This window comes from Clostridium sartagoforme (genome assembly GCF_004794105.1).
GTDB lineage: Bacteria > Bacillota > Clostridia > Clostridiales > Clostridiaceae > Clostridium > Clostridium sartagoforme_B.
On the sequence record NZ_SRYR01000007.1, the window covers coordinates 26,432 to 46,736 of the forward strand.

19 protein-coding genes are annotated in these 20,305 nt (G+C 27.8%); 11 read left to right on the forward strand and 8 right to left on the reverse strand.

The features are described from left to right. The first annotated feature begins 357 nt into the window (after positions 1–357). From E5347_RS12200 to E5347_RS12225, 6 genes are all read left to right on the forward strand, one after another. A complete protein-coding gene (locus E5347_RS12200) occupies positions 358–1,377 on the forward strand; it encodes an ABC transporter ATP-binding protein (RefSeq protein WP_243109780.1) in 1,020 nt (339 codons plus the stop codon). 1 nt (position 1,378) lies between these two features. Beyond that, positions 1,379–2,653 carry an ABC transporter substrate-binding protein gene (locus tag E5347_RS12205; protein WP_136007508.1) on the forward strand — a complete coding sequence of 425 codons (1,275 nt, stop codon included), beginning with the start codon at positions 1,379–1,381 and terminating at the stop codon, positions 2,651–2,653. Beyond that, positions 2,646–3,527 carry a carbohydrate ABC transporter permease gene (locus E5347_RS12210; protein ID WP_136007509.1) on the forward strand — a complete coding sequence of 294 codons (882 nt, stop codon included), beginning with the start codon at positions 2,646–2,648 and terminating at the stop codon, positions 3,525–3,527. The genes E5347_RS12205 and E5347_RS12210 overlap by 8 nt, the downstream gene beginning before the upstream one ends. After that, the gene (locus E5347_RS12215) at positions 3,508–4,347 is read left to right on the forward strand and encodes a carbohydrate ABC transporter permease (RefSeq protein WP_207670485.1); all 840 of its coding nucleotides are present in this window, start codon (positions 3,508–3,510) and stop codon (positions 4,345–4,347) included. The genes E5347_RS12210 and E5347_RS12215 overlap by 20 nt, the downstream gene beginning before the upstream one ends. Positions 4,348–4,443: 96 nt before the next feature. Next, entirely contained in the window at positions 4,444–5,373 is a 930-nt protein-coding gene (locus E5347_RS12220; protein WP_136007510.1) for a prenyltransferase, read from the forward strand. Between the two features lie 569 nt (positions 5,374–5,942). Next, entirely contained in the window at positions 5,943–6,773 is an 831-nt protein-coding gene (locus tag E5347_RS12225; protein WP_136007511.1) for an ABC transporter substrate-binding protein, read from the forward strand. Between the two features lie 305 nt (positions 6,774–7,078). Here E5347_RS12225 and E5347_RS16920 read toward each other — a convergent pair whose 3' ends face one another. The 3 genes from E5347_RS16920 to E5347_RS12235 form a co-directional block, all read right to left on the reverse strand. Further along, positions 7,079–7,237: a hypothetical protein gene (locus E5347_RS16920; protein ID WP_168354963.1), complete on the reverse strand. Its 159-nt coding sequence runs from the start codon at positions 7,235–7,237 to the stop codon at positions 7,079–7,081. A gap of 253 nt (positions 7,238–7,490) precedes the next feature. Next, positions 7,491–7,646, reverse strand: a complete 156-nt coding sequence (locus tag E5347_RS12230) for a zinc-ribbon domain-containing protein (RefSeq protein WP_136007512.1) — start codon at positions 7,644–7,646, stop codon at positions 7,491–7,493. Positions 7,647–7,826: 180 nt separating this feature from the next. After that, entirely contained in the window at positions 7,827–8,912 is a 1,086-nt protein-coding gene (locus E5347_RS12235; protein ID WP_136007513.1) for a GerAB/ArcD/ProY family transporter, read from the reverse strand. 339 nt (positions 8,913–9,251) lie between these two features. Here E5347_RS12235 and E5347_RS12240 point away from each other — a divergent pair, with 339 nt between their 5' ends. From E5347_RS12240 to E5347_RS12255, 4 genes are all read left to right on the forward strand, one after another. Then, positions 9,252–10,673 carry a spore germination protein gene (locus E5347_RS12240; RefSeq protein ID WP_136007514.1) on the forward strand — a complete coding sequence of 474 codons (1,422 nt, stop codon included), beginning with the start codon at positions 9,252–9,254 and terminating at the stop codon, positions 10,671–10,673. Continuing rightward, positions 10,663–11,781, forward strand: coding sequence for a Ger(x)C family spore germination protein (locus E5347_RS12245; protein ID WP_136007515.1), 1,119 nt, complete (start codon positions 10,663–10,665; stop codon positions 11,779–11,781). Before E5347_RS12240 ends, E5347_RS12245 begins: the two co-directional genes overlap by 11 nt. Positions 11,782–11,915: 134 nt before the next feature. Further along, complete coding sequence (locus tag E5347_RS12250; RefSeq protein ID WP_136007516.1) at positions 11,916–13,004, forward strand: GGDEF domain-containing protein; 1,089 nt, start codon at positions 11,916–11,918, stop codon at positions 13,002–13,004. Between the two features lie 129 nt (positions 13,005–13,133). Next, the gene (locus E5347_RS12255) at positions 13,134–13,547 is read left to right on the forward strand and encodes a hypothetical protein (protein WP_136007517.1); all 414 of its coding nucleotides are present in this window, start codon (positions 13,134–13,136) and stop codon (positions 13,545–13,547) included. A 619-nt stretch (positions 13,548–14,166) separates the two neighbouring features. Here the strand turns inward: E5347_RS12255 and E5347_RS12260 are convergent. The 5 genes from E5347_RS12260 to E5347_RS12285 all read right to left on the reverse strand — a co-directional run bounded on the left by E5347_RS12260 (position 14,167) and on the right by E5347_RS12285 (position 18,261). After that, a complete protein-coding gene (locus tag E5347_RS12260; protein WP_136007518.1) occupies positions 14,167–15,381 on the reverse strand; it encodes a S41 family peptidase in 1,215 nt (404 codons plus the stop codon). A gap of 38 nt (positions 15,382–15,419) precedes the next feature. After that, positions 15,420–15,983: a GNAT family N-acetyltransferase gene (locus tag E5347_RS12265; RefSeq protein WP_136007519.1), complete on the reverse strand. Its 564-nt coding sequence runs from the start codon at positions 15,981–15,983 to the stop codon at positions 15,420–15,422. 33 nt (positions 15,984–16,016) lie between these two features. After that, complete coding sequence (locus E5347_RS12270) at positions 16,017–16,235, reverse strand: glycosyl transferase (RefSeq protein WP_136007520.1); 219 nt, start codon at positions 16,233–16,235, stop codon at positions 16,017–16,019. A gap of 387 nt (positions 16,236–16,622) precedes the next feature. Continuing rightward, entirely contained in the window at positions 16,623–17,240 is a 618-nt protein-coding gene (locus E5347_RS12275; protein ID WP_136007521.1) for a hypothetical protein, read from the reverse strand. A gap of 757 nt (positions 17,241–17,997) precedes the next feature. After that, positions 17,998–18,261 (reverse strand): hypothetical protein, encoded by a 264-nt coding sequence (locus E5347_RS12285; RefSeq protein WP_136007522.1) that lies wholly within the window; start codon positions 18,259–18,261, stop codon positions 17,998–18,000. Positions 18,262–18,908: 647 nt separating this feature from the next. On the opposite strand from E5347_RS12285, the gene tyrS reads away from it, so the two are divergent. Then, complete coding sequence (tyrS, locus tag E5347_RS12290; RefSeq protein WP_136007523.1) at positions 18,909–20,129, forward strand: tyrosine--tRNA ligase; 1,221 nt, start codon at positions 18,909–18,911, stop codon at positions 20,127–20,129. Positions 20,130–20,305: the final 176 nt, after the last annotated feature.

Sequence of the window (20,305 nt, forward strand, 5' to 3'; positions counted from 1 at the left end):
ATATGGCGAAAAATTAGAAGTTCTTGGTGAAGTAAAAACTACTAGGCCTTAGAGTTGTTGGTTTGTCTGAGCGTATGCGAGTTTTACCAAAACTCTTGGCTTAGTAGTTTTACGAGCCTTAGAACTTATTTTTGTAGCCATTTGTCTTACGAGCCGTCAATTTATCTTTGTGGTTATATTCGTATTTTTTTACGATTGTTATTGATTTATCAATCAAAATAGTTATATACTATTAAGGCAATTATATTATTTAGATTTATTGATTTAGATTTACTAATTTTTATGGAGGTGATTTAAATTAGTTATATAGAGTTTGATAATTTATCAAAAAAGTATAAGAATGCTGATAGATATGCCTTGAAGAATATAAATTTTAATATTGAGAAGGGTGAATTTATAGTTATATTAGGTCCTAGTGGAAGTGGAAAATCTACTCTTTTAGATTTAATTTGTGGATTTGAGGATATTACTGAAGGAAAAATTAAGGTAGATAATAAGGTTATTAATGATATAGAGCCTAAGAGTAGAGATGTTTCTATGGTTTTTCAAAGCTATGCCTTGTATCCTCATTTAACAGCTTATGAAAATATTGCTTTTGGAATGAAGATAAGAAAAGCTAATAAAAAGGAAATAGACGAGAAAGTAAAATGGGCAGCTAAAATACTTAAATTAGAAGAGTGCTTAAAGTCTAAGCCTAAGAATTTATCAGGTGGGCAAAGACAAAGAATAGCTTTAGCTAGAGCTATGGTTAGAAATCCTAAGTGCTTTTTAATGGATGAACCTTTATCGAATTTAGATGCTAAATTAAGGAATTCAACTTCAAATGAAATTAGGAATTTACACAATGAATTAAATGCTACAACTATATATGTTACTCATGATCAAGTTGAAGCTTTGTCTATGGCTGATAAAATAGTAATACTTAATAATGGAGAAATTCAGCAAATAGGAAGTCCTTTTGAAATATATAATAATCCAAGTAATGTTTTTGTAGCTACTTTTATTGGAAGGCCTCAAATAAATTTATTTGATTTATTTATAGATGATGATTATATTCTTTTAGGTGAGTCTATTAAGTTTAATAAGCCTAAAGAATTTAATGATTTAAATAAAGGAAAATATATAATTGGACTAAGATCAGAAGATACTATTAAGGTAGATAATTCTAATGAAGAATATATTGAAGGTATTGTAGAAAAGATTGAGTATCTTGGAAGTGAAACAATTTTTTATATTATTTATAATGAAATGAAATTTACTTTTAAAGATTATGGAGTAAATAATATAAAAATAGGGGATAAAATTAATATTAGTTTTAATTTTAATAAGGCTAATATTTTTGATATATTAACAAGACAAAATATAAGGAGTAATTAAAATGAAAGCAAAAAAGATAATAGCAACTTTATTGATGTTACCAATGCTTATGGTGGGATGTACTAAGGCTGGAGAAAAGCAAAGTGAAGAAATCGGAGGTACTATTAAGGTTGTTACCTCTAGAACAGATGCTGATAAATTATTTGAAAAAATAGAAGAGGATTTTAAAAAGCTATATCCAAATGTTGAAGATATAGTATGGGAATCATCTGCTGACTATGATAAATACATAATGACTAGAATGAATACTAAGGATTATGGTGATGTTTTATTCCTACCTTTTAGTATGAATGGAACTCCTGAAGAATATGAAAATTACTTTGAGCCATTAGGAACAGTTGATGAGCTTAAAGAAAAGTATATTGATGTTACAGAAGCGGATTACAATGATGTTGCATATGGACTACCAGTTGCTTTAAATAGCTTAGGAATTATTTATAATGAAGAAGTTTTAAAGAAGGCTGGAGTAGAAGAAATGCCAACTTCTACTGAAGAATTTATAGAAGCTTGCAAAAAGATAAAAGAAAATACTGATGCTATACCTTTCTATACAAACTACAACAAGACTTTAGGAACTTGGGGTGGAACATTAACTTCTTATGGTGGAGAGCAATATAGATCTGCAATGCTTGAAGCTGGAACTGGATTTAAAGAAGGTCAACCAATACGTGAAATAATGGATTTATTTTATGGATTAGCTTCAAATGGATTAACAGAAGCAGACCCTATAACAGGTGATTTTGCTAAGTCTCTTCAAATGCTTGCAGATGGAGAAGTTGCCATGATAATGAAGGGTTCTCAAGATGCAAAGATGATTCAAGAACTTAGTACAAATGGAAGCAAAATTAATATAGCTCCATTACCAGTTAAATTTAATGGCCAAACAAGTATTGCTTTTGGAGCACCATCAGTAATTGTAATGAATAAGAATAGTGAAAATAAAGCAACTGCTAAGGCATTTTTAGAGTTCTTTATTTCAGCTCAAAGTGGATATGCAGATGATTTAGGTGGAATGTCACCAAGTAAAGAAGACTTAACTGCAGAACAAAAAGAAATGTTTGAAAATAATAATATAGTATTAACATCATCTACAGAAACTCCAGAAATTGATAGTAAGTATGCTGCAATTACTAATGAAGTAGGTGTAGGAAGATTAACAGATGTACTTCAAAAGGTTATTAATATAGGTTTATATCCAAATGAAAATGAAAGTTATATTGACTATGTAAACTCATTAGAATCTAAGTGGGAAGCTGCTGCAAAGGCAAATGAATAATGTAAACTTAATAAAAAAAGAAAGACAAATTATTTTTCTCTTTCTTTTTTTTCCTATTTTATTATTATTCTTATTTGGATTTTTACCTATAATTGAAATAGTTATATATAGTTTTACATCTTGGAATGGTATATCAAAGGTTAAGGAGTTTATTGGCTTTGATAATTATATAAAAGTTTTAACGGACCCAACTTATTTTCAGGTTTTTAAAAATAGTTTATATTACTTTTTATCTGGAATACTTCAAATTATAATAGCTATGCTTTTTGCTATTATGCTATCTTTTAAAGTTAAATTTAAAGGCTTTTTTAAGGCAAGCTTTGTTTTTCCAACTCTTATAAGTGGAGTTGCAATATCAATGATGTTTAGAGTGTTTTTTGAACCAGGAGGAACCTTTGATGCAGCCCTTGGAAGTTTAGGACTTGGAGAGTTTGTACATTATTGGCTTGGAGATCCGAGAATAGTTAATTACACATTAGCTAGCATATCCCTTTGGAGATTTACAGGGAGAAGCTTTATTATGTATTTTGGAGCAATTCAATCTATACCGAGGGAATATTTAAAGGCTGCAGAAATAGAAGGAGCTTCTATAATGCAAAAGGTTAGGTATGTAATATTACCTAATATCCACACAATAATTAAGATAAATTTTATTTTACTTATTATTGGGTCTATCTCAGTATTTGAAATACCTATGATAATGACTAATGGATCTAATGGTACTAGCACATTCTTATTACAAACTATTAAAACTGCCTTTGAGCAAAAGAAAATAGGACTTGCAGCTAGTATGGCTGTAATAATTTCAATAGTAATTATATTAGCTACAACTATTCAAAAGAAGGTATATAGTAATGATGAAGGTGAATATTAAATCTATAATAGCAAAAATATTAAAATATTCTACTTTAATAGGTTGGACAATAGTAGTGTTTTTACCTATAATAACTGTTATTTTTGGCTCCTTTAAAACTTATGATGAATTCACTAGGACAAGTGGAATTACTCCTCCAAATAGCTTTGCTTACTTTGAAAATTATATAAAGGCCTTTGTAGATGGTAAAATGCTTATGGGATTTATTAATACATTTATATTAATACTCTTTGGAGCTACAGGTAGTGTAATTATAGGTTCTATGGTGGCTTTTGTTATAAGTAGATTTGAGTTTAAGTTTAAAAAGTTAATTTTATTTATGTATTTGCTTGTATCAATAGTACCTATGGAAATGTCTCAAGTTGCAACCTTTAAGATAGTTGATGCATTAGGTATATACAATACTAGGCTTGCACCAATAATAATATATTTAGGTGCAGATGTATTAATGGTTTATATTTATATGCAAGCATTAGAAAAAGTTCCAAGGGATTTAGATAAAGCAGCAATGTTAGAAGGAGCAGGATATTTTCAAATATATAGAAAGGTAATATTTCCTTTACTAAAACCTGCAACTGCAACTGCAATTATGCTTAAAATAATTTCAATATATAATGATTTTTATGTGCCATTTTTATATATGCCAGGGGAAGGGCTAAATACTGTCTCAACAACTTTATTTAACTTTATAGGACCAGCCTCTACAGAATGGCAGGTTATATGTGCAGGAATTGTAATAAGCATGATACCAATGATTTTATTTTTCGTATTTTTACAAAAGCATATTTATCAAGGAATAACATCAGGAAGTATTAGATAGAGAGAAATATTATTTCAAAAGAAGTTAATAATTAAGAATAGAAACTTAAGAACATAAGATGAATGAAAAAGAAAAGCTTCAGGGAGTATTGGACAAATGAAGAAAAATAATTTTTTAAAACGAATTTATACAGTAATGGAACTTAGAACAGGCTTTGCAACAGGACTTCCAGCTTTAAGTGGAGGACTCTTCGGAGCGTATTTAGCAAGGGATATAAAAATACTTCCATTAGTATTAATGTTTATTTCAGGTTTTAGCTTAAATATAGTAGCTAATATAGCAAATGAAATAAGAGCATTTTTAAAGAATGAAGAAAATGAAGATACATTTACAGGGCATTTAGGTAGTGAAGGTTTAGTTAGAGGAGACGCTAAGTTTTTAGATGCAATAATAGCTCTAGGTTTTATGTTAGCCTTAGGTGGAGGAAGTGGACTTTTAGTGGTTTTAATAACTAAGGATATAAGCATATTAATTATAGGTATATTAAGTGCCTTAGCAGCAATAACTTATTCCTTAGGACCAAAACCATATATAATTTATCCTATTGGTGAATTAGTATCAGGAATATTTGCAGGAGGTATAAGTAGCTTTGTATCTTCATATATACAGCAAGGAAAAGTAAGCATAGAAATAATTTTATATGCACTTATATCAATGATAATGACTGTATTCTTAATGTCCACAAACAATACATCTGACTATGAAAAAGACAAAGGAGTTAGAGTAACTCTACCTCACGTTATTGGTTTTAGAAACTCAATTAAGATAATAATACCAGAAGCTATAATTATGATATTAGCTTGGATAGCCCTATTTTTAATGTCAAAAATAAGCTTAATAATATTTATATCAGGACTATTGATATTCTATTATTATGGATATGTTAAATGGTATAAGGATTATTATAAAATACAAGAAGTATATAAAGAAATGGGAAAAGAATGGGGACCAAGACCTCTGCTTCTTATATATAGCTTTCACTTCATAATGTCACTAGAATTTTTAATATATACAATATTGTTATAAAATGCGAATAAAACATAATGATATGTATTAACTTTCCGATTTTTAAATAATTTCGAATACAATTCTAAATTTAAGCTATCTAAGCTGGCTAAATTTTTATAACTCGCTTTGCTCAAACAATAAAAATTCTTAACGCCATCTTAGCTATCTTAAATAAGAATTGTAGTTTCTCATTATAATAAAATCTCCAATTTAATACATATCATTAATGTTAGAAACGTCTTAAATAATTTAAACTTGGGGATGCTAGCCTACTAAAAGAAGAAATTCAGATGAGCTAAATTTCAATAAAAGTTAGTGTAATCACCTAAAATATTTAAATGCTGAATTACTAGCAAAGATAAATTGATGGTGAAGTGAGCATATGGCGAAAAATTAGAAGTTCTTGGTGAAGTAAAAGCTACTAGGACTTAGAGTTGTTGGTTTGTCTGAGCGCATGCGAGTTTTACCAAAACTCTTGGCTTAGTAGTTTTTACGAGCCTTAGAACTTATTTTTGTAGCAATTTGTCTTACGAGCAGTCAATTTATCTTTGCAGTTATATTCGCATTTTATTACAAGGGAGGAAGTTATGGTAAAGATAAACTTAAATTTAATAAAGAAGAATCCACTAAGCTTAACTTCAATATTGGCAGATAAGCAAGGGATATTTAAAAAGTATAATATAGATATGAACTTATATTTAGATGAAGACTTTTTCTTTAAAGGAAATGTTGAATTCTTAGAAGGTAGATCAGATGCGATGATGGGAGATACAACATTTTTCTTCTACATGCTTGAAAAGGGAAAGAAGGCAGTCATAACTTCTAATCTAACAAGAACTATAAATCTAGTTGGTGGCGAAGATTTGCCTAAGGATTTAAATGGAATTAGGGTAGGAGTTAATAGAAGTGGATTGTTTAGATTATTTTTAGAAAATGATTTAAAAGATATTATAAAGAATCCTAAAATAGTTTGGATTAATAATACTTATGATAGGATTCAGGCACTAGAAAGTGGAGAAATAGATGCCTTAGTTGCAATTGAGCCCTTTGTATCTAAAGTAGTTAATAATGGGGGAAGTATTATTTGGGATTCAAGAAATAGTGATAAAAATCTAGTTATGTGGTGCTTTGATGAAGATTTTTATAATAACAATAAAGAGGCAGTTAAAAACTTTCATAAAGCATTAAATGAAGCAGCAGAACTTATCAATAACTCATCTAGTGAAGAGAAAGTTAATTACTTTATGGAGTACTGTGGGTTTCCAAAAGAAGTAGCAGAGAGCTTTAAAAACTTTAACTTTGAAATCAATGGTGATTATAGAAAAGAAGATTTTAATCTATGCCAAGAGTGGATGCATCGAGAGGGAGAAATAAAAAGATTATATGATGCAACTTCCTTAGTTAAAGATTTAAAATAGTATAAGTGGCGATTGCATCAAAATATAAGGGGCTGTCACATAAAGTGATAATTATGAATTGAAAATTTATAATAAATAAAATAACTTATAATAAATTACTTAAAAAGTGCATTTATTAAAGTGGATGCCGTACAAACAGCCCAAATTAAAAATTAAAAACGAAGAATTATTTTAGTAATTCTTAAAGAATTACTAAAATTAATTTCTTTTTAAAACTCCTTCGGGAGTTTTTTCATTAATATTTCATTCTTCATTCTTCAATGGCCCCTTAGTATTAAAAATCTAATCTTAGATAACACTGAAGTTTATTTAGTTATAACTTTATTAAAATAAAAAACATCTGCTAAAAATAATAAAGTTGCCAGAATTAGTATAGAATTAACTGCCCAAAAAGAATATTTGAAAAGCAATGATACAAGTACTATTAATACAAAAATAGTAAACATTGATTTTAAAAAACTCAAAATTATTACCTCCTATATCCATACTAATTATAGCTTGTGCAATTTAACGATAATAATACTTGGTAAGTTTTAAGAAATTCTGGATTCTTAGGATGTTTAGTGGAAGGAGTATGGCTAGCTTAATATGGTGAGTTTTAAGAAATGCTAGATGATTATGCATTAAGCTACAAGGGGGTATATAAGATATATATTTTACTACGTTTTTAAACAAAAAAATAGAGTTAACCAGGAAAGGTTAACTCGGTAGAAGAAATTATCTTCTATTGTTTTGAGCTTTTCTAGCTCTTCTACAGTCAGGGCATCTAACTGGATCGTTATCAAATCCCTTTTCTTTGTAGAATTCTTGTTCTCCAACAGTGAAAACAAATTCATTTCCGCAATCTTTGCAAATTATTTTCTTATCTTCCATTTATAAATCCTCCTTAAAATTCATAAGAACAAACTTGATATATTTCTTCCTTAAGGCGATTATGAACTTTAAGGGACAGAACCTATCGAAATTTTTCCTAATCATTTAAATATTCAAACTAATTATATCACAATATCAATATAATTCAAGAAATATTGTGTTAAAAAATTAGCTATTAATCTACATTTTACTTACCTTTTTAGGGGTAAACTTAAAGTAATACAATACAAAAGTTATTAGTGGTATTATCACAAAAGCTACTACATTTATGCCTTGAATATATTTAAGCATTTCATACAAAATATAGTTATTTAATCCTAAGAAATAAGATAGGACAAACACTAGAAAAGTATAAATTCCAATGAAAATAGCTTTGTTCTTTATAAGCTTATCACATATTAATAATATGCTATATGTTGCCAAAACGTACTTAACAAACAGACCTACTACAGTTTGAATTATAAAAAATAATTCTCCAAACTCTAAAAATCCTGCAACTTCAATTCTTTGACTTAACACAAACTCAGGATAAAAGATATTAGCAGCTCTTAATGGACCAAAGGCAGTTATAACCCCTATAAAAGATAAAATAATAAAGGCTGATGATATTACTCCAGAATATAAACTATGTATCCTAAGATGTTCTGTTTTATCTATGTATTTTAAGAAAGGCATAGCTATCATAAAGCTAGATAAACTCCCTAATATCATTACAGCAGAATATATAAAACTTGAAAGTGATTTATCTCCTAATATAGGTAGTAAGTTATTAATATCCTTATAACTTTGTGTTAGTAAGAAGAATAGAACTCCATTTACTATTAAAACAAAAACACTTATTATTACAAAAATAAGAAGGGTACGTAGCTTTTTACTAAATATAAATAATGAAGGAACTATAAAAAATATTAATGCATACCAAATAGGAGTATCAATAAACAATGTTGAATGAAGTACATTAGCTTCTACAGCTGCTGCTTCAATTGAATTTAAAAATAATGCCAAGACAAATATTATTAAAAATATACTACTAACAAATTTAGGGGTAGATTCCTTATAAATATCTACAATATTAAAGTTATTAGTTTTTTTACAAATATTCATTATAAATAAAAGTAATCCAGTAAAAATAAGAGAGGATATAATTGAAGCAAGCCAAGTGGCTCTCCCCCCAACATCTACAAAAATAGATAAATATGTTTTACAAGATATAATAGCTGTTCCTAATATAAATAATATAAAATGCTTAGTAGAAATTTTGTTCATAAAAAAACCCTTTCTTTCAATTAACAATTAATAATAATTAATAATTAGCAATTAATAATTAACAATTGCTGAGGAAACTGCAGCGGAGCTGAGTTTCTTATAATAGATTTATTTAATTAAAAAGTAAAATCTAAAATCAATTAATAATTAGCAATTAACAAGTAACAATTTATGATGAAGTTCAGCAAATCTGAATTCTTAAAAACTAAATTTCAGTAATTTGGAATAAATTACTTCCCAATTCTTCATTCTGCATTATCCATTCTTCATTATCTTAGTATTAGCAAAAAAATGAATATTAAACAGATTTCAAACAAATAATACAATCAGGTGATGTATATGAAGAATTTAGATTATATAAAGGAAAAATTAAAGAATTCCTTTGATGTAAAATATAGGCCGGTTCAAACAGTATTAGGTAAGGCAACCATTATATTTATAGATGACTTGTGTAATGGTGAAATGATAAGTGAATATGTGGTATCTCCACTGCGAGGTTTTGGAGATTTATCACCTAAAGGCGGCAAGTTCACTTCTCTGCAAGAGGTAATAGAAAATACTTTAGATATAAATGCAGCTGGAATAGCAAAAGATATTGATGACGCTATAATGCATATTTTATCAGGTGATCCAGCAGTTATTTTCGAAGATTATAAGGAAATAATGTATGTAGAAGCTAAAGGATTCCCTGTAAGAGGAGTAGGAACCCCTGAAACTGAATCTGTATTAAAGGGACCTAGAGAAGGTTTTAATGAGCTAATTGTAAATAATGTAGCTTTAATTAGAAGGCGTATTAAAAATCCAGCTTTAAAATTTGAAGCTACTGTAGTTGGAGAAAAATCTCAAACATCTGTAGCAATTTGCTACTTAGATGGAATAGCTCCAGTAGAATTGGTTAATAAAATAAGAAATAAAGTGAAGAACTTAGACCTAAGATTTATTTTAGATACTAATTATATTGAGGATGCATTAAAGAAGCAAAATAGCTTTTTTGATACGGTTGGATATACTGAAAAACCAGATGAAGTATGTGCAAAGCTTTTAGAAGGAAGAGTTGGAGTTATAGTAGATGGAACACCTTTTGTAATAACAGCCCCATATTTCTTCTTAGAAAACTTTCAAATGCCAGATGACTATTATTTAAATAGGTATTATACAAACTTTAATAGAATATTAAGATGGATTGCTTTTTTTGTGGCAGCATTAGCTCCAGGTCTTTATGTAGCAGTAATGACTTATCATTTCGCTATGATTCCATCTTTATTTATGTTTAGGCTTGCAGTATCTAGGGCAGGAGTACCATTTCCTACATTTATTGAGGTAATACTCATGATGCTAGCCTTTCAATTTATAAAGGAAGCTGGACTTAGGCTTCCACAGCCAATAGGTGGCGCTATGAGTATAGTTTCAGCTTTAATATTAGGAGATGCAGCTGTAAATGCAGGAATAGCATCTAGAATAACAATAATAGTAGTGGCATTAAGTACATTATCATATTTCTTAATTCCTAAACTGTATGGAGCACTATCCTTTTGGGCAATAGTACTAGTATGTTTTTCAGCAGCTTTTGGAATACCAGGATTTTTAGCAGGTGCACTAATATTTTTAATTCAGCTTGCTGAATTAGATTCAGTTGGATATCAATTTTTATTCCCTGTTGGAAGTACAAATGAGTATAGATTTAAAGATGTGGTATTAAGGGGATCATTAAGTAAGATATCAAAAGATTTTGTAAAAGAAGGAGAAGAAGATGAGAGCTAAAAGATTTATAAGATTAATAACAGCCTTATTATTTCCAATCCTTTTAGTAGGATGTTTTAATTATAGAGATATAAATAAGGTAACCTTTGCAACTAGTATTATATTTGATACTGATGATTTTGGAAGATCGGTAGTATATGTAGATTGTATTAAGCCCTATAGAAGTACAAACGAAAGTTCAGATAAGGGCAGAAGGATGATATATAAAGGTATAGGAAAAACTGCTCTTGAGGCTTTGAAGGATGTTAATTTAGCTTCAAGTTATGAATTAAATTACTCGCAAAATAGAGCTTATATATTTACAGAAAAAGCAGCTAGAGATGGATTAAAAGGTTATTTAGATTTAATTAATAATAATCAAGAGTTTCAAATAAAGCCTGATATCTTTGTCTATTTTGGAGAGGTGAAGGATTTACTTAAGATAACATCTAATGATGAGGAATATTTAGGTTTATATTTAGAAGAGTTAGTACATAGAAATAAAAGGAATCCTAGAGCAATAAGAGCTAATATTAATGAGTATTTAAGCAAGTCTATAGAGGACGATAAAACTTATATAGTTGGAGCAATAGAAATAAGAGATGATGCTTTAGATAAAAAAATTCAAATTGGTGGAGGCGCAGTTATAAAAGATAGCAAATTAATTAATAGATTAGAAGCAAAAGATGCTTTAAGTTATAATTTATTAATGGATAATGTAGCAAAAGGAACATTAGAAATTGCTAATCCACAATCAGATGGAAGTTTTATAACTCTAGAAATACTATCTAACTCTACTAGAAGTGATATAATATATGAAGATAATAAAATTAAACTTGTGAAAGATTTAGAAATGAAAGTTTCAATAGCAGAAGCTCAAGATAGTTTTATAGTAGATAAAGAAACTTTAACATATATAAAAGCAGCTAAAGAAATGGAAGTACAAAGTTATTTAAAAAATATATTTGATACTTATAAAAATGAAGGATTAGATATATTTGAAATACAAAGATTATTAGATGTAAAGTATTCAAATATAGAGATAGAAGACCCATTAAGCATAACAGAACTAGAGGCAAATGTTAATATAATCATGGAGGGAACAGGAATTGTGAAGGACAGTCTTTAAAAATTATTCACAATTGTGGTTTTTTAAGGAAATATAGGTAAAAGATATTGATATTAAGTAAGAAATAAAGTAATATTAATTTATAGGGAAAAATAATTCGATTCATACTATTTGAAAGAAAATAGGGAGGGAGTATGGACGATTATAAGTTAAAATATGAGCAAACAAAGTCTGAGTATGAAAGTTATCAAAGAATCACTGAAAGTAAGCTGCAGGAATTAAGCACAATTAATGTTCAGTATGAAAAAAACTTAGATATGCTTTCTAATGTGCTCTTTATTAGTAATTATGTAAACTCTAACTTAAGCAGTAAAAATATAATACCAATTATTAATGATATGATAATTGGGATTATTGGTGTTACCCAATCTACTGTTTATTTAAAAGAAGAAGAGATTTTTGTAATAAGTGCTACTAATGGTACAAAGGAAAGTATTAAGTTAACTGGCGAATGCATTAAATATATAGATCAGCATAAAACTTTTATTTTAAATTCTAAGATACCAATTACAAAAGATGAGGTCAACAAAATATGTATTCACTCAAGGATGGGTGTGCCTATAAAGGTTGGAGAAGAGTGTATAGGTTACATTGTAGTTGATCATACACATTTTAATTTCTTAAATGAGTTCCATGAGCTATTTTTAAATACTATAGCTAATCAAATAGCAATTGCTTTAGAAAATGCTATACTCTATAAGAAAATAGAAAAAGCTGCAAAGACTGATTCATTGCTTGGAATATATCATAGAAGAACCTTTTATGAAATTATAAATGAGAGGTTGACTGAAGAGGATATTAAAAAGTATGCAATAGTTATGGTAGACTTAGATGATTTTAAGAAAATTAATGATACATTAGGACATCTATTTGGAGATAAAGTTTTAATAGAAACTACTAAGCTTATAAGAGAAAAATTAGGACCAAAAGATATATTAGCACGATATGGTGGAGAAGAGTTAATCTTATATATAGATTGTAATTGTCCAGTTAATGAAATCTTTAATAAAATTGACAGTATTAGAGAAGCCATAAGTAAGAATTTTATTCAAGATGGTAATATAAGAAAAAGCATAACAGCTAGTTTTGGACTAGGATTTTATCCCTATGATGGTGATACTATAGAAGCAGTTATAAAAACTGCCGATCAGTATTTATACAAGGCAAAAGACGCAGGAAAAAATAAAGTTTTAGGTTCACATAAATATATGTATGTAGATTAGTAAAGATAGGGAAACTAATAGTATCTCTATCTTTTTGCTTTATTATAGAATATATTGTAAATATTTTCAGTAATAAAGAATATACTAAAAGTAAGAGAATAAAAAAATTTATTAAAGGAGTGGATTCCAATGATTCAAGTTTTTTGTGCAAAGAGAGGTTCAGGAAAATCTAAAAAGTTAATTGAGATGGCAAATGAGGTCTCAATAAATTCTAAAGGTGATACAGTTTATATCGATGACGATTCAAGACGTATGATGCAACTAAATAAAAAAATAAGGTTTGTTGACACTGAGGAATTAGACATAGTTGATTGTGATAGCTTTTATGGCTTACTCTGTGGTGTAGTATCCCAAAATTATGATGTTGAAAATATTTATATTGATGCTTTATCGAATATAATAAATAAAAATATAGCTGAATCAATTACTCTGTTCAAAAAAATAAAGGAATTCTCTCAAAGATTTAATGTGAATCTATTTATCAATTTAAATTGTGAATGTCTAGAAGAGCTTCCAGACTTCATAAAATCCTACGCAGCTTAATTGTAGTAAATTCTGTAGGAGTCTTTACCATTATTATGCTGGTCTAATCTCGTAAACTATAAGTCGGCTTACACACAATATGTTAAAGACTCCTTGAATATTTTAATCTTATATATCTAAGTAAACTACAGGAAAAATTCAGACGAGCTGAATTTTTACGATTGTCATAAGTGTGAATATAAAGTCAAGGATAAATAGATAGTTCCATAAGCTTATAGCTGCAAAAAGAGCCACTGAATACTTAGTGAAGTTGAATGAAAGAATAACTGAACTTAGTGTGAAAGTCCATCTACTAAAGCTTAACTGAAGTAGATGAATCTATTAGAAATTAGAAAACTGCTAAGAAAAGAGTTAAAAAAAAACTAAGCCAAGTTCAGACCAAGCAACAACTCTAAGGCCAAGTAGTTTTTGCTTTATCAAGAACTTTTTGATTTTAATATATACCTATTTTACAGTATATTTATCTATGTGATAGTCCCATAATTTAAAATCAAAATATAATTATTAACTTTTTTACTTTAAACAATTTTGAATATAATTATATATTTAAGATATCTATGTTAGCATCTCAATGAGACTTTGAGAGATTAGTGTTAGAAGAATATCTGCTAACAAATAATTATTCAACTAACTCTAATACTTTATTTATACACTTATCGTCACTAAAATTCTTTGTTCTTTTTGGATTTTCAATTATATAATCTGGAGTAGTTTTAAATTCTTCATTACATATCCCGGAATTAGTTAAATACATATCGCTAGCCATTCTAACAATTAATCCACTATTTTTAAGCTTAAATAATACAGGATCATATCCACCACCATCACCAGCTGTAGTTTCTCCAATTAAAGTAGCAATACCATTTTCCTTGCAAAATATTGAAAATGATTCAGCTGCTGAAAATACAACCTTATCAACTAGCAAATAAATATCTCCTTTAAAATTTATACTATCTTTTGATTCTACAATCCAATCGCTTTTAGTAAAAGATTTAAATTTACTAGTTATTTCAACAGGGCCATTATTTACTATTTCTTTTGGTAAATCTTTAATATCTTTTGTATTAATATCCCTTGATTTAACATAGTTATTTATTATAGCACTATCTCTAAATAAAATATAACCTGAAGTATTATATGACTTTGGAATGATTCTGGAGATTACTTCTTCCCAATATGCATCATTCCCTCCAGAATTACCTCTTATATCAATTACTATTGATTCATGATTTTCCAATGTCTTAATATATTCAGAAGTTATACTTATATTTTCTTCAATAGATTCACCTCTGGGAGTCATTTCTGGTAGAAATATATATCCAACTTTTTCTTCTACTATATCCTTTAATATTAAATCTTCCGTAGAAAATGTTTTTTTATTAAATTCTATTTTGCCTATACTTTCATATCTTTTTTTTACAATCTCATCATCAAAAAAATCATACCAGCCCAATCTATCATAAGCATTAGTAACAATTTCAAAAAAACTAGAATCACTAATAACGTGAGTATGATTATTGTTTAGATCTGCTAAAATGTTATTTAATTCTTTAATAAAATTAGCATCATTTTTGGTTTTTTTTATTCTTGCTAAATAATTCTCCTTATTAGCAAGCCAATCAACATTGTTAACTCTTTTATTCACTTCAAGATATGGATAACTTTTTTCAATTACATCATACATATATAGAAAATCTTCAACCTTTTCCTCTTGAGTAAGAGTGCTTTTAAAGATATTTATACTTTTATAACCTATTAAAGATAACACCGAAATTAACAGTAATAAAACCAATAAGTGTTTTCTTTTGATTTTCCCCTTAAATATCTTTTTCAAATTTTTACCCCCTTGTTTATATAATAAGAATATAGTAGCTATAAGCTTGCTTTATTTAACAATACATATTTCATATCATCAAAAGTTAAATTAAGTTGCTTAGCAAAATACTTACTTTGCTTTACAAATTTAAATCCGCATTTTTCTATAACTCTTTTGGATTGCGTGTTAGAGGAAAAGTGGAATATTGTCAATGCATCTAGCTTGCATGTATTAAAACAAAATTTAATTACTTCTGTAAGTGCTTCAGGCATTAATCCATTTCCCCAATATTCTTTAGATAAAACGTATCCCACTTCCTTAAGTTTAAGATGTGAATAAGAATTTTCATCATTAGCCCATGATTTATGTAATCCTAATGAACCAATTACCTTATTATTCTCTTTATAGACGATTGCAAAGACGTTTTTCCCTGAAATAAATGACTGTAATATATTTTCTGAAACTTCAATTGAGTCATGATGTTTCCAACCTGCCATTTCACCAACACCAGGAGTTGATGCATACTGGTAAAAGTCCTTTAGATCAGTTTCTTTCCATGGCCTTAAAATCAACCTTTCAGTTTCTAAAGTAGTTTTTGTAATATCAATAGTTATATCCATGTTACCCCTCCTAATACTAATAATTTATATAGTCTATTTATGCTTTTTCTCAATAATTATATTTATTAGTCCTATAGTAAATACTAGAATACCAATTGTCATAACTGAATGTATAAAACCATTTAATAGAGTAGTGTACTCACCTGATAGATTTTTATTAGAATAGAGTGCATTAATCATAAAGTAGCCTATAGGTGAACTAAATAATATTATTATAATACCTGATAAAAAGTATTTGAGTTGATTTTTCATAAAATACCTCCTTATAATTCTTGGAAAAGTAAAGTTGTGACTTCGTTGAAAGATTTTTGCTAAGTAATATTCTTTAATTGGTAAAGACATTTTTATAGTATATAAATTGACTTGATTATGATTTTAAGACTAAAAAATAGCGTATTATTTGAATTTAGAATCGTATAGTTATTTAGATTTATATTATAGGTATAAATAAATTTTTTCTGAATAATGTAGAATTTTTTACTTTTTATAGTAATGATTTTTGTCATTATCTATTACATCAAAGTTACTATCTTGAATATAGTAGAATATAATTTACCGAATTATGTTATTAAGTTTTATCTATTGGTAGAGTGAAATATTCAATCTATTTACTAAATAAATTGGAAATTGTCATAAAGTTTATGAAAGTTGATTCTGGCTAAATCGCACAGTTATAGCATACACATGCTCATAACCAAGTTTTTCATATTCCTCTGGATTCTCAAAATATTCTACATTATATGTAGAAATTTCGTTTTTTGAAGTAATTATTTGAATAACTAAAGGAATTTCTTCTTCATAAGTAATTTCTGTTTTATCAGATAGCGTTGAAGTTGCATATCCCATATCAGGAAACTCATAATCAAATTCTTCCTTGTACGAAGTAGCAGAAACAGTATGGTCACTTTGAATAGCAACTCTTAACTCATCTGTAATTTTGACAAAAGCAAGTGCGATTCGCCCCTCTATATCTGTAGATACTTGCCCCCCTTCACCTCTTACAAGTTTCCAATCACCATCTACTAACTCATAAGTGTTAATCTGCATACTCTGCACAGTATCATCTAAAACAAAATCAAAAATGTGTTGTTCAGTATTTGCTCCCAACAAATCAGCAATACTTTGTTCTTCCTCAGTTAACTGTGCAACTTTAATATACATTTCATATCCTTTATTATCTTTCATAACTTTACTTGTACAACCACAAAGCACTATTACTATTAACAGGGATAATAAAGCAGTCAATACTTTTTTCATACAGAATCCTCCTATAAATTCTAATCTATCTATAGAAATTTAAAATAAATATAATTCAAAAATACAATATTTATCTGATTCCATAGTATTGGATTTTCAAATCTCATTTACTAGCAGTAATTTATAATAATGTATTTGTTATTGTTAAAACAAATATTATTGAAATAAATACTATAGATATTGCTTTTCCTGATTTTGCAAGGTAATCATTCTTATATTTGTATCCTATAAATAGAGATATAAATAATAAAATTAGAGAAATTATCAGAGCAGGGAATGATACTCCAATTGAGTTTAAAAAGTGTTTTCCTAACTCTTTTCAATTCCAGAAAGTAAATGAAAACATTGCTCCAATTATAGAAAGAAATAAAGAAAGACTTCCTATCCCCAATTTTTTAGCAGTAGTTATTTGACTCATATATTTCTCTCCTTACATATAACTTTATTTAAATATTTTATGAAAACTAAATAATGTTATCCTTAATTATAACATATTTTACCAAGAAGTATATTAGAGGGTTTATGAATGCTATAATTTTTAATTACTTGTAAGAATTTTATATTAGAAAAAGTATGCAACTTCAAATAAAAAAATACCGTATATTCATTATTGAATAGTACGGTATCAGCATTTATCTACATTTAATTTTATCCGATCGCTACCATTGCTAAAACTTCTTCTTCTACAAGTGGGAGCTAAGCACTGCTACGCGCCTGGATTAGAATCACTTTATATTCGTAACTTAAAAAATAATTTTTATAAATTAATTAGATATATAAATATTGCTAAAGTTCCTAAAAGAATAGATAAATCAATAATAGCTAATTTATTTTCTTTCTTTATGATTGCTATTATAAGAGAAATAATACTTAATATAATATTAATACAAGCTAATATAGGATTAGTAAATAGTCCAGCAAGAAATATAGATTCTAATAGATATAAGCCTGTAATAATAAATAGAATAATATGTATTATTTTATTTAATTTACTTTTGTTCATAAAAATATTATTTAGCATAGTATTGTGCCTCCTTATTATAATAAATGCACTTAATATAATATTGATAATTTCATCTTGAGATTTATATATATTTTTTGTTGTTTTAGAAAATATATTAAAAGATAGAGAAATATTATATAAATTTTTTATAGAAAACTTAGTTGATTAGATAATATTAGACATATAGGAATTATATGGTACAATTTAAATTATCTTATGTAAATTTATAAGTTTTTCAATTTCCTTTAATATTAGAGTTGCAATTATTTTACTATAGAAAACAAATATATTTCAATATTTTTTTACTTAGTATAATTGAAAGATAAAAAGATTGAAGCAATAAATGAAAATGAATTTAGATTGTTTGAATTTTTATAATGATATAAATACTACTTATAGATAAAGTAGAGTTTAAGAATGAATAAATTTAAATAATGTTAGTAGTAAATTAAATAATAAAGTTATTGAAGGGAAATAAAATTAGAAATTTAGCTTTCTTGAATTTAAGCTTTTACTCTTATTTAATTAAATATTAATGATATTTATTTAGGAGAATTGAAGTTATGACTGAATAAAAAGTAGGTAGAATTTCTATTAATTCAACATTGATATTATGTCTATAAAAAGATATACTATAATAAGTAATAAATAGGAGGTTACGTGGAATGGCTAATGTTTTAGATGAATTATTAGATCGTGGATACATAAAGCAATTTACTCATGAAGATGAAACTAGAGAACTTTTAGAAAAGGAAAAGATAACTTTTTATATAGGATTTGATCCAACTGCTGATAGTTTACATGTTGGACATTTTATTGCGTTAATGTTTATGGCTCATATGCAAAGGGCTGGTCACAGACCAATAGCTCTTGTTGGTGGTGGAACAGCTATGGTTGGAGATCCATCAGGAAAAACTGATATGAGATCAATGTTAACTAAGGAACAAATTCAACATAATGTTGATTCTATTAAAAAGCAAATGGAAAAGTTTATAGACTTTTCTGATGATAAGGCTATATTAGTTAATAACGCTGATTGGTTATTAAATTTAAATTATGTAGATTTCCTAAGAGAAGTAGGAGTTCATTTCTCAGTAAATAGAATGCTTACAGCTGAATGTTTTAAGCAAAGATTAGAAAAGGGACTTTCTTTCTTAGAGTTTAATTATATGTTAATGCAAGGATATGATTTCTATGTATTAAACCAAAAATATGGATGTAAGATGCAATTAGGTGGAGACGACCAATGGTCAAACATGATTGCAGGTGTTGAATTAGTTAGAAGAAAAGCTCAAGGTCAATCAATGGCTATGACTTGTACACTTTTAACTAACAGCCAAGGACAAAAGATGGGTAAAACTGTAGGAGGAGCTTTATGGCTTGATCCTAATAAAGTATCTCCATTTGATTTCTATCAATATTGGAGAAATGTTGATGATGCAGATGTAGAAAAATGTTTAGCATTATTAACTTTCGTACCTATGGATGAAGTAAGAAGTATTTGTGCAGTTGAAGGTGCAGCAATTAATGAAGCTAAGAAGAGACTTGCTTTTGAAGTAACTAAGTTAGTTCACGGAGAAGAGGAAGCTCTTAAAGCTAAGACTGCTGCTGAAGCTTTATTCTCAGGTGGAGTAGATATGAGTAACGTTCCAACAGTTACTATATCTAAAGAAAAGCTTGGATCAACAATCTTAGATATAATGGCTGAAAATAAAATAGTACCATCAAAGGCTGAAGGAAGAAGATTAATTCAGCAAGGAGGACTTTCTTTAAATGGTGAAAAAGTAACTGAAGTTACTAGAACTCTTGAAGAGTCAGACCTTGAAGATGGAACTGCTTTATTAAAAAGAGGTAAGAAAAACTACAACAAAATAGTAGTGGAATAAAAATGGGTTGCTGAGGCAACCCTTTTTTCAATTAACAATTAGGGAGGAAACTCCTACAGAGTTTTTAAAAAGTGCTTTGCACAAATTAAATTTTAAGTTTTTTAATGCAAAACATACTTAATTATTTCATTCTTTCATCTTAAATCTCGAATTACTAGCAAATATAAATATAATAT

What these genes read in the sequence shown, in the direction of transcription:
- E5347_RS12205 (WP_136007508.1), top strand. Translation starts at nt 1,379, where the DNA reads ATGAAAGCAAAAAAGATAATAGCAACTTTATTGATGTTACCAATGCTT.
- E5347_RS12210 (WP_136007509.1), top strand. Translation starts at nt 2,646, where the DNA reads ATGAATAATGTAAACTTAATAAAAAAAGAAAGACAAATTATTTTTCTC.
- E5347_RS12215 (WP_207670485.1), top strand. Translation starts at nt 3,508, where the DNA reads ATGATGAAGGTGAATATTAAATCTATAATAGCAAAAATATTAAAATAT.
- E5347_RS12220 (WP_136007510.1), top strand. Translation starts at nt 4,444, where the DNA reads ATGAAGAAAAATAATTTTTTAAAACGAATTTATACAGTAATGGAACTT.
- E5347_RS12225 (WP_136007511.1), top strand. Translation starts at nt 5,943, where the DNA reads ATGGTAAAGATAAACTTAAATTTAATAAAGAAGAATCCACTAAGCTTA.
- E5347_RS12230 (WP_136007512.1), bottom strand. Translation starts at nt 7,646, where the DNA reads ATGGAAGATAAGAAAATAATTTGCAAAGATTGCGGAAATGAATTTGTT.
- E5347_RS12235 (WP_136007513.1), bottom strand. Translation starts at nt 8,912, where the DNA reads ATGAACAAAATTTCTACTAAGCATTTTATATTATTTATATTAGGAACA.
- E5347_RS12240 (WP_136007514.1), top strand. Translation starts at nt 9,252, where the DNA reads ATGAAGAATTTAGATTATATAAAGGAAAAATTAAAGAATTCCTTTGAT.
- E5347_RS12245 (WP_136007515.1), top strand. Translation starts at nt 10,663, where the DNA reads ATGAGAGCTAAAAGATTTATAAGATTAATAACAGCCTTATTATTTCCA.
- E5347_RS12250 (WP_136007516.1), top strand. Translation starts at nt 11,916, where the DNA reads ATGGACGATTATAAGTTAAAATATGAGCAAACAAAGTCTGAGTATGAA.
- E5347_RS12255 (WP_136007517.1), top strand. Translation starts at nt 13,134, where the DNA reads ATGATTCAAGTTTTTTGTGCAAAGAGAGGTTCAGGAAAATCTAAAAAG.
- E5347_RS12265 (WP_136007519.1), bottom strand. Translation starts at nt 15,983, where the DNA reads ATGGATATAACTATTGATATTACAAAAACTACTTTAGAAACTGAAAGG.
- E5347_RS12270 (WP_136007520.1), bottom strand. Translation starts at nt 16,235, where the DNA reads ATGAAAAATCAACTCAAATACTTTTTATCAGGTATTATAATAATATTA.
- E5347_RS12275 (WP_136007521.1), bottom strand. Translation starts at nt 17,240, where the DNA reads ATGAAAAAAGTATTGACTGCTTTATTATCCCTGTTAATAGTAATAGTG.
- E5347_RS12285 (WP_136007522.1), bottom strand. Translation starts at nt 18,261, where the DNA reads ATGCTAAATAATATTTTTATGAACAAAAGTAAATTAAATAAAATAATA.
- tyrS (WP_136007523.1), top strand. Translation starts at nt 18,909, where the DNA reads ATGGCTAATGTTTTAGATGAATTATTAGATCGTGGATACATAAAGCAA.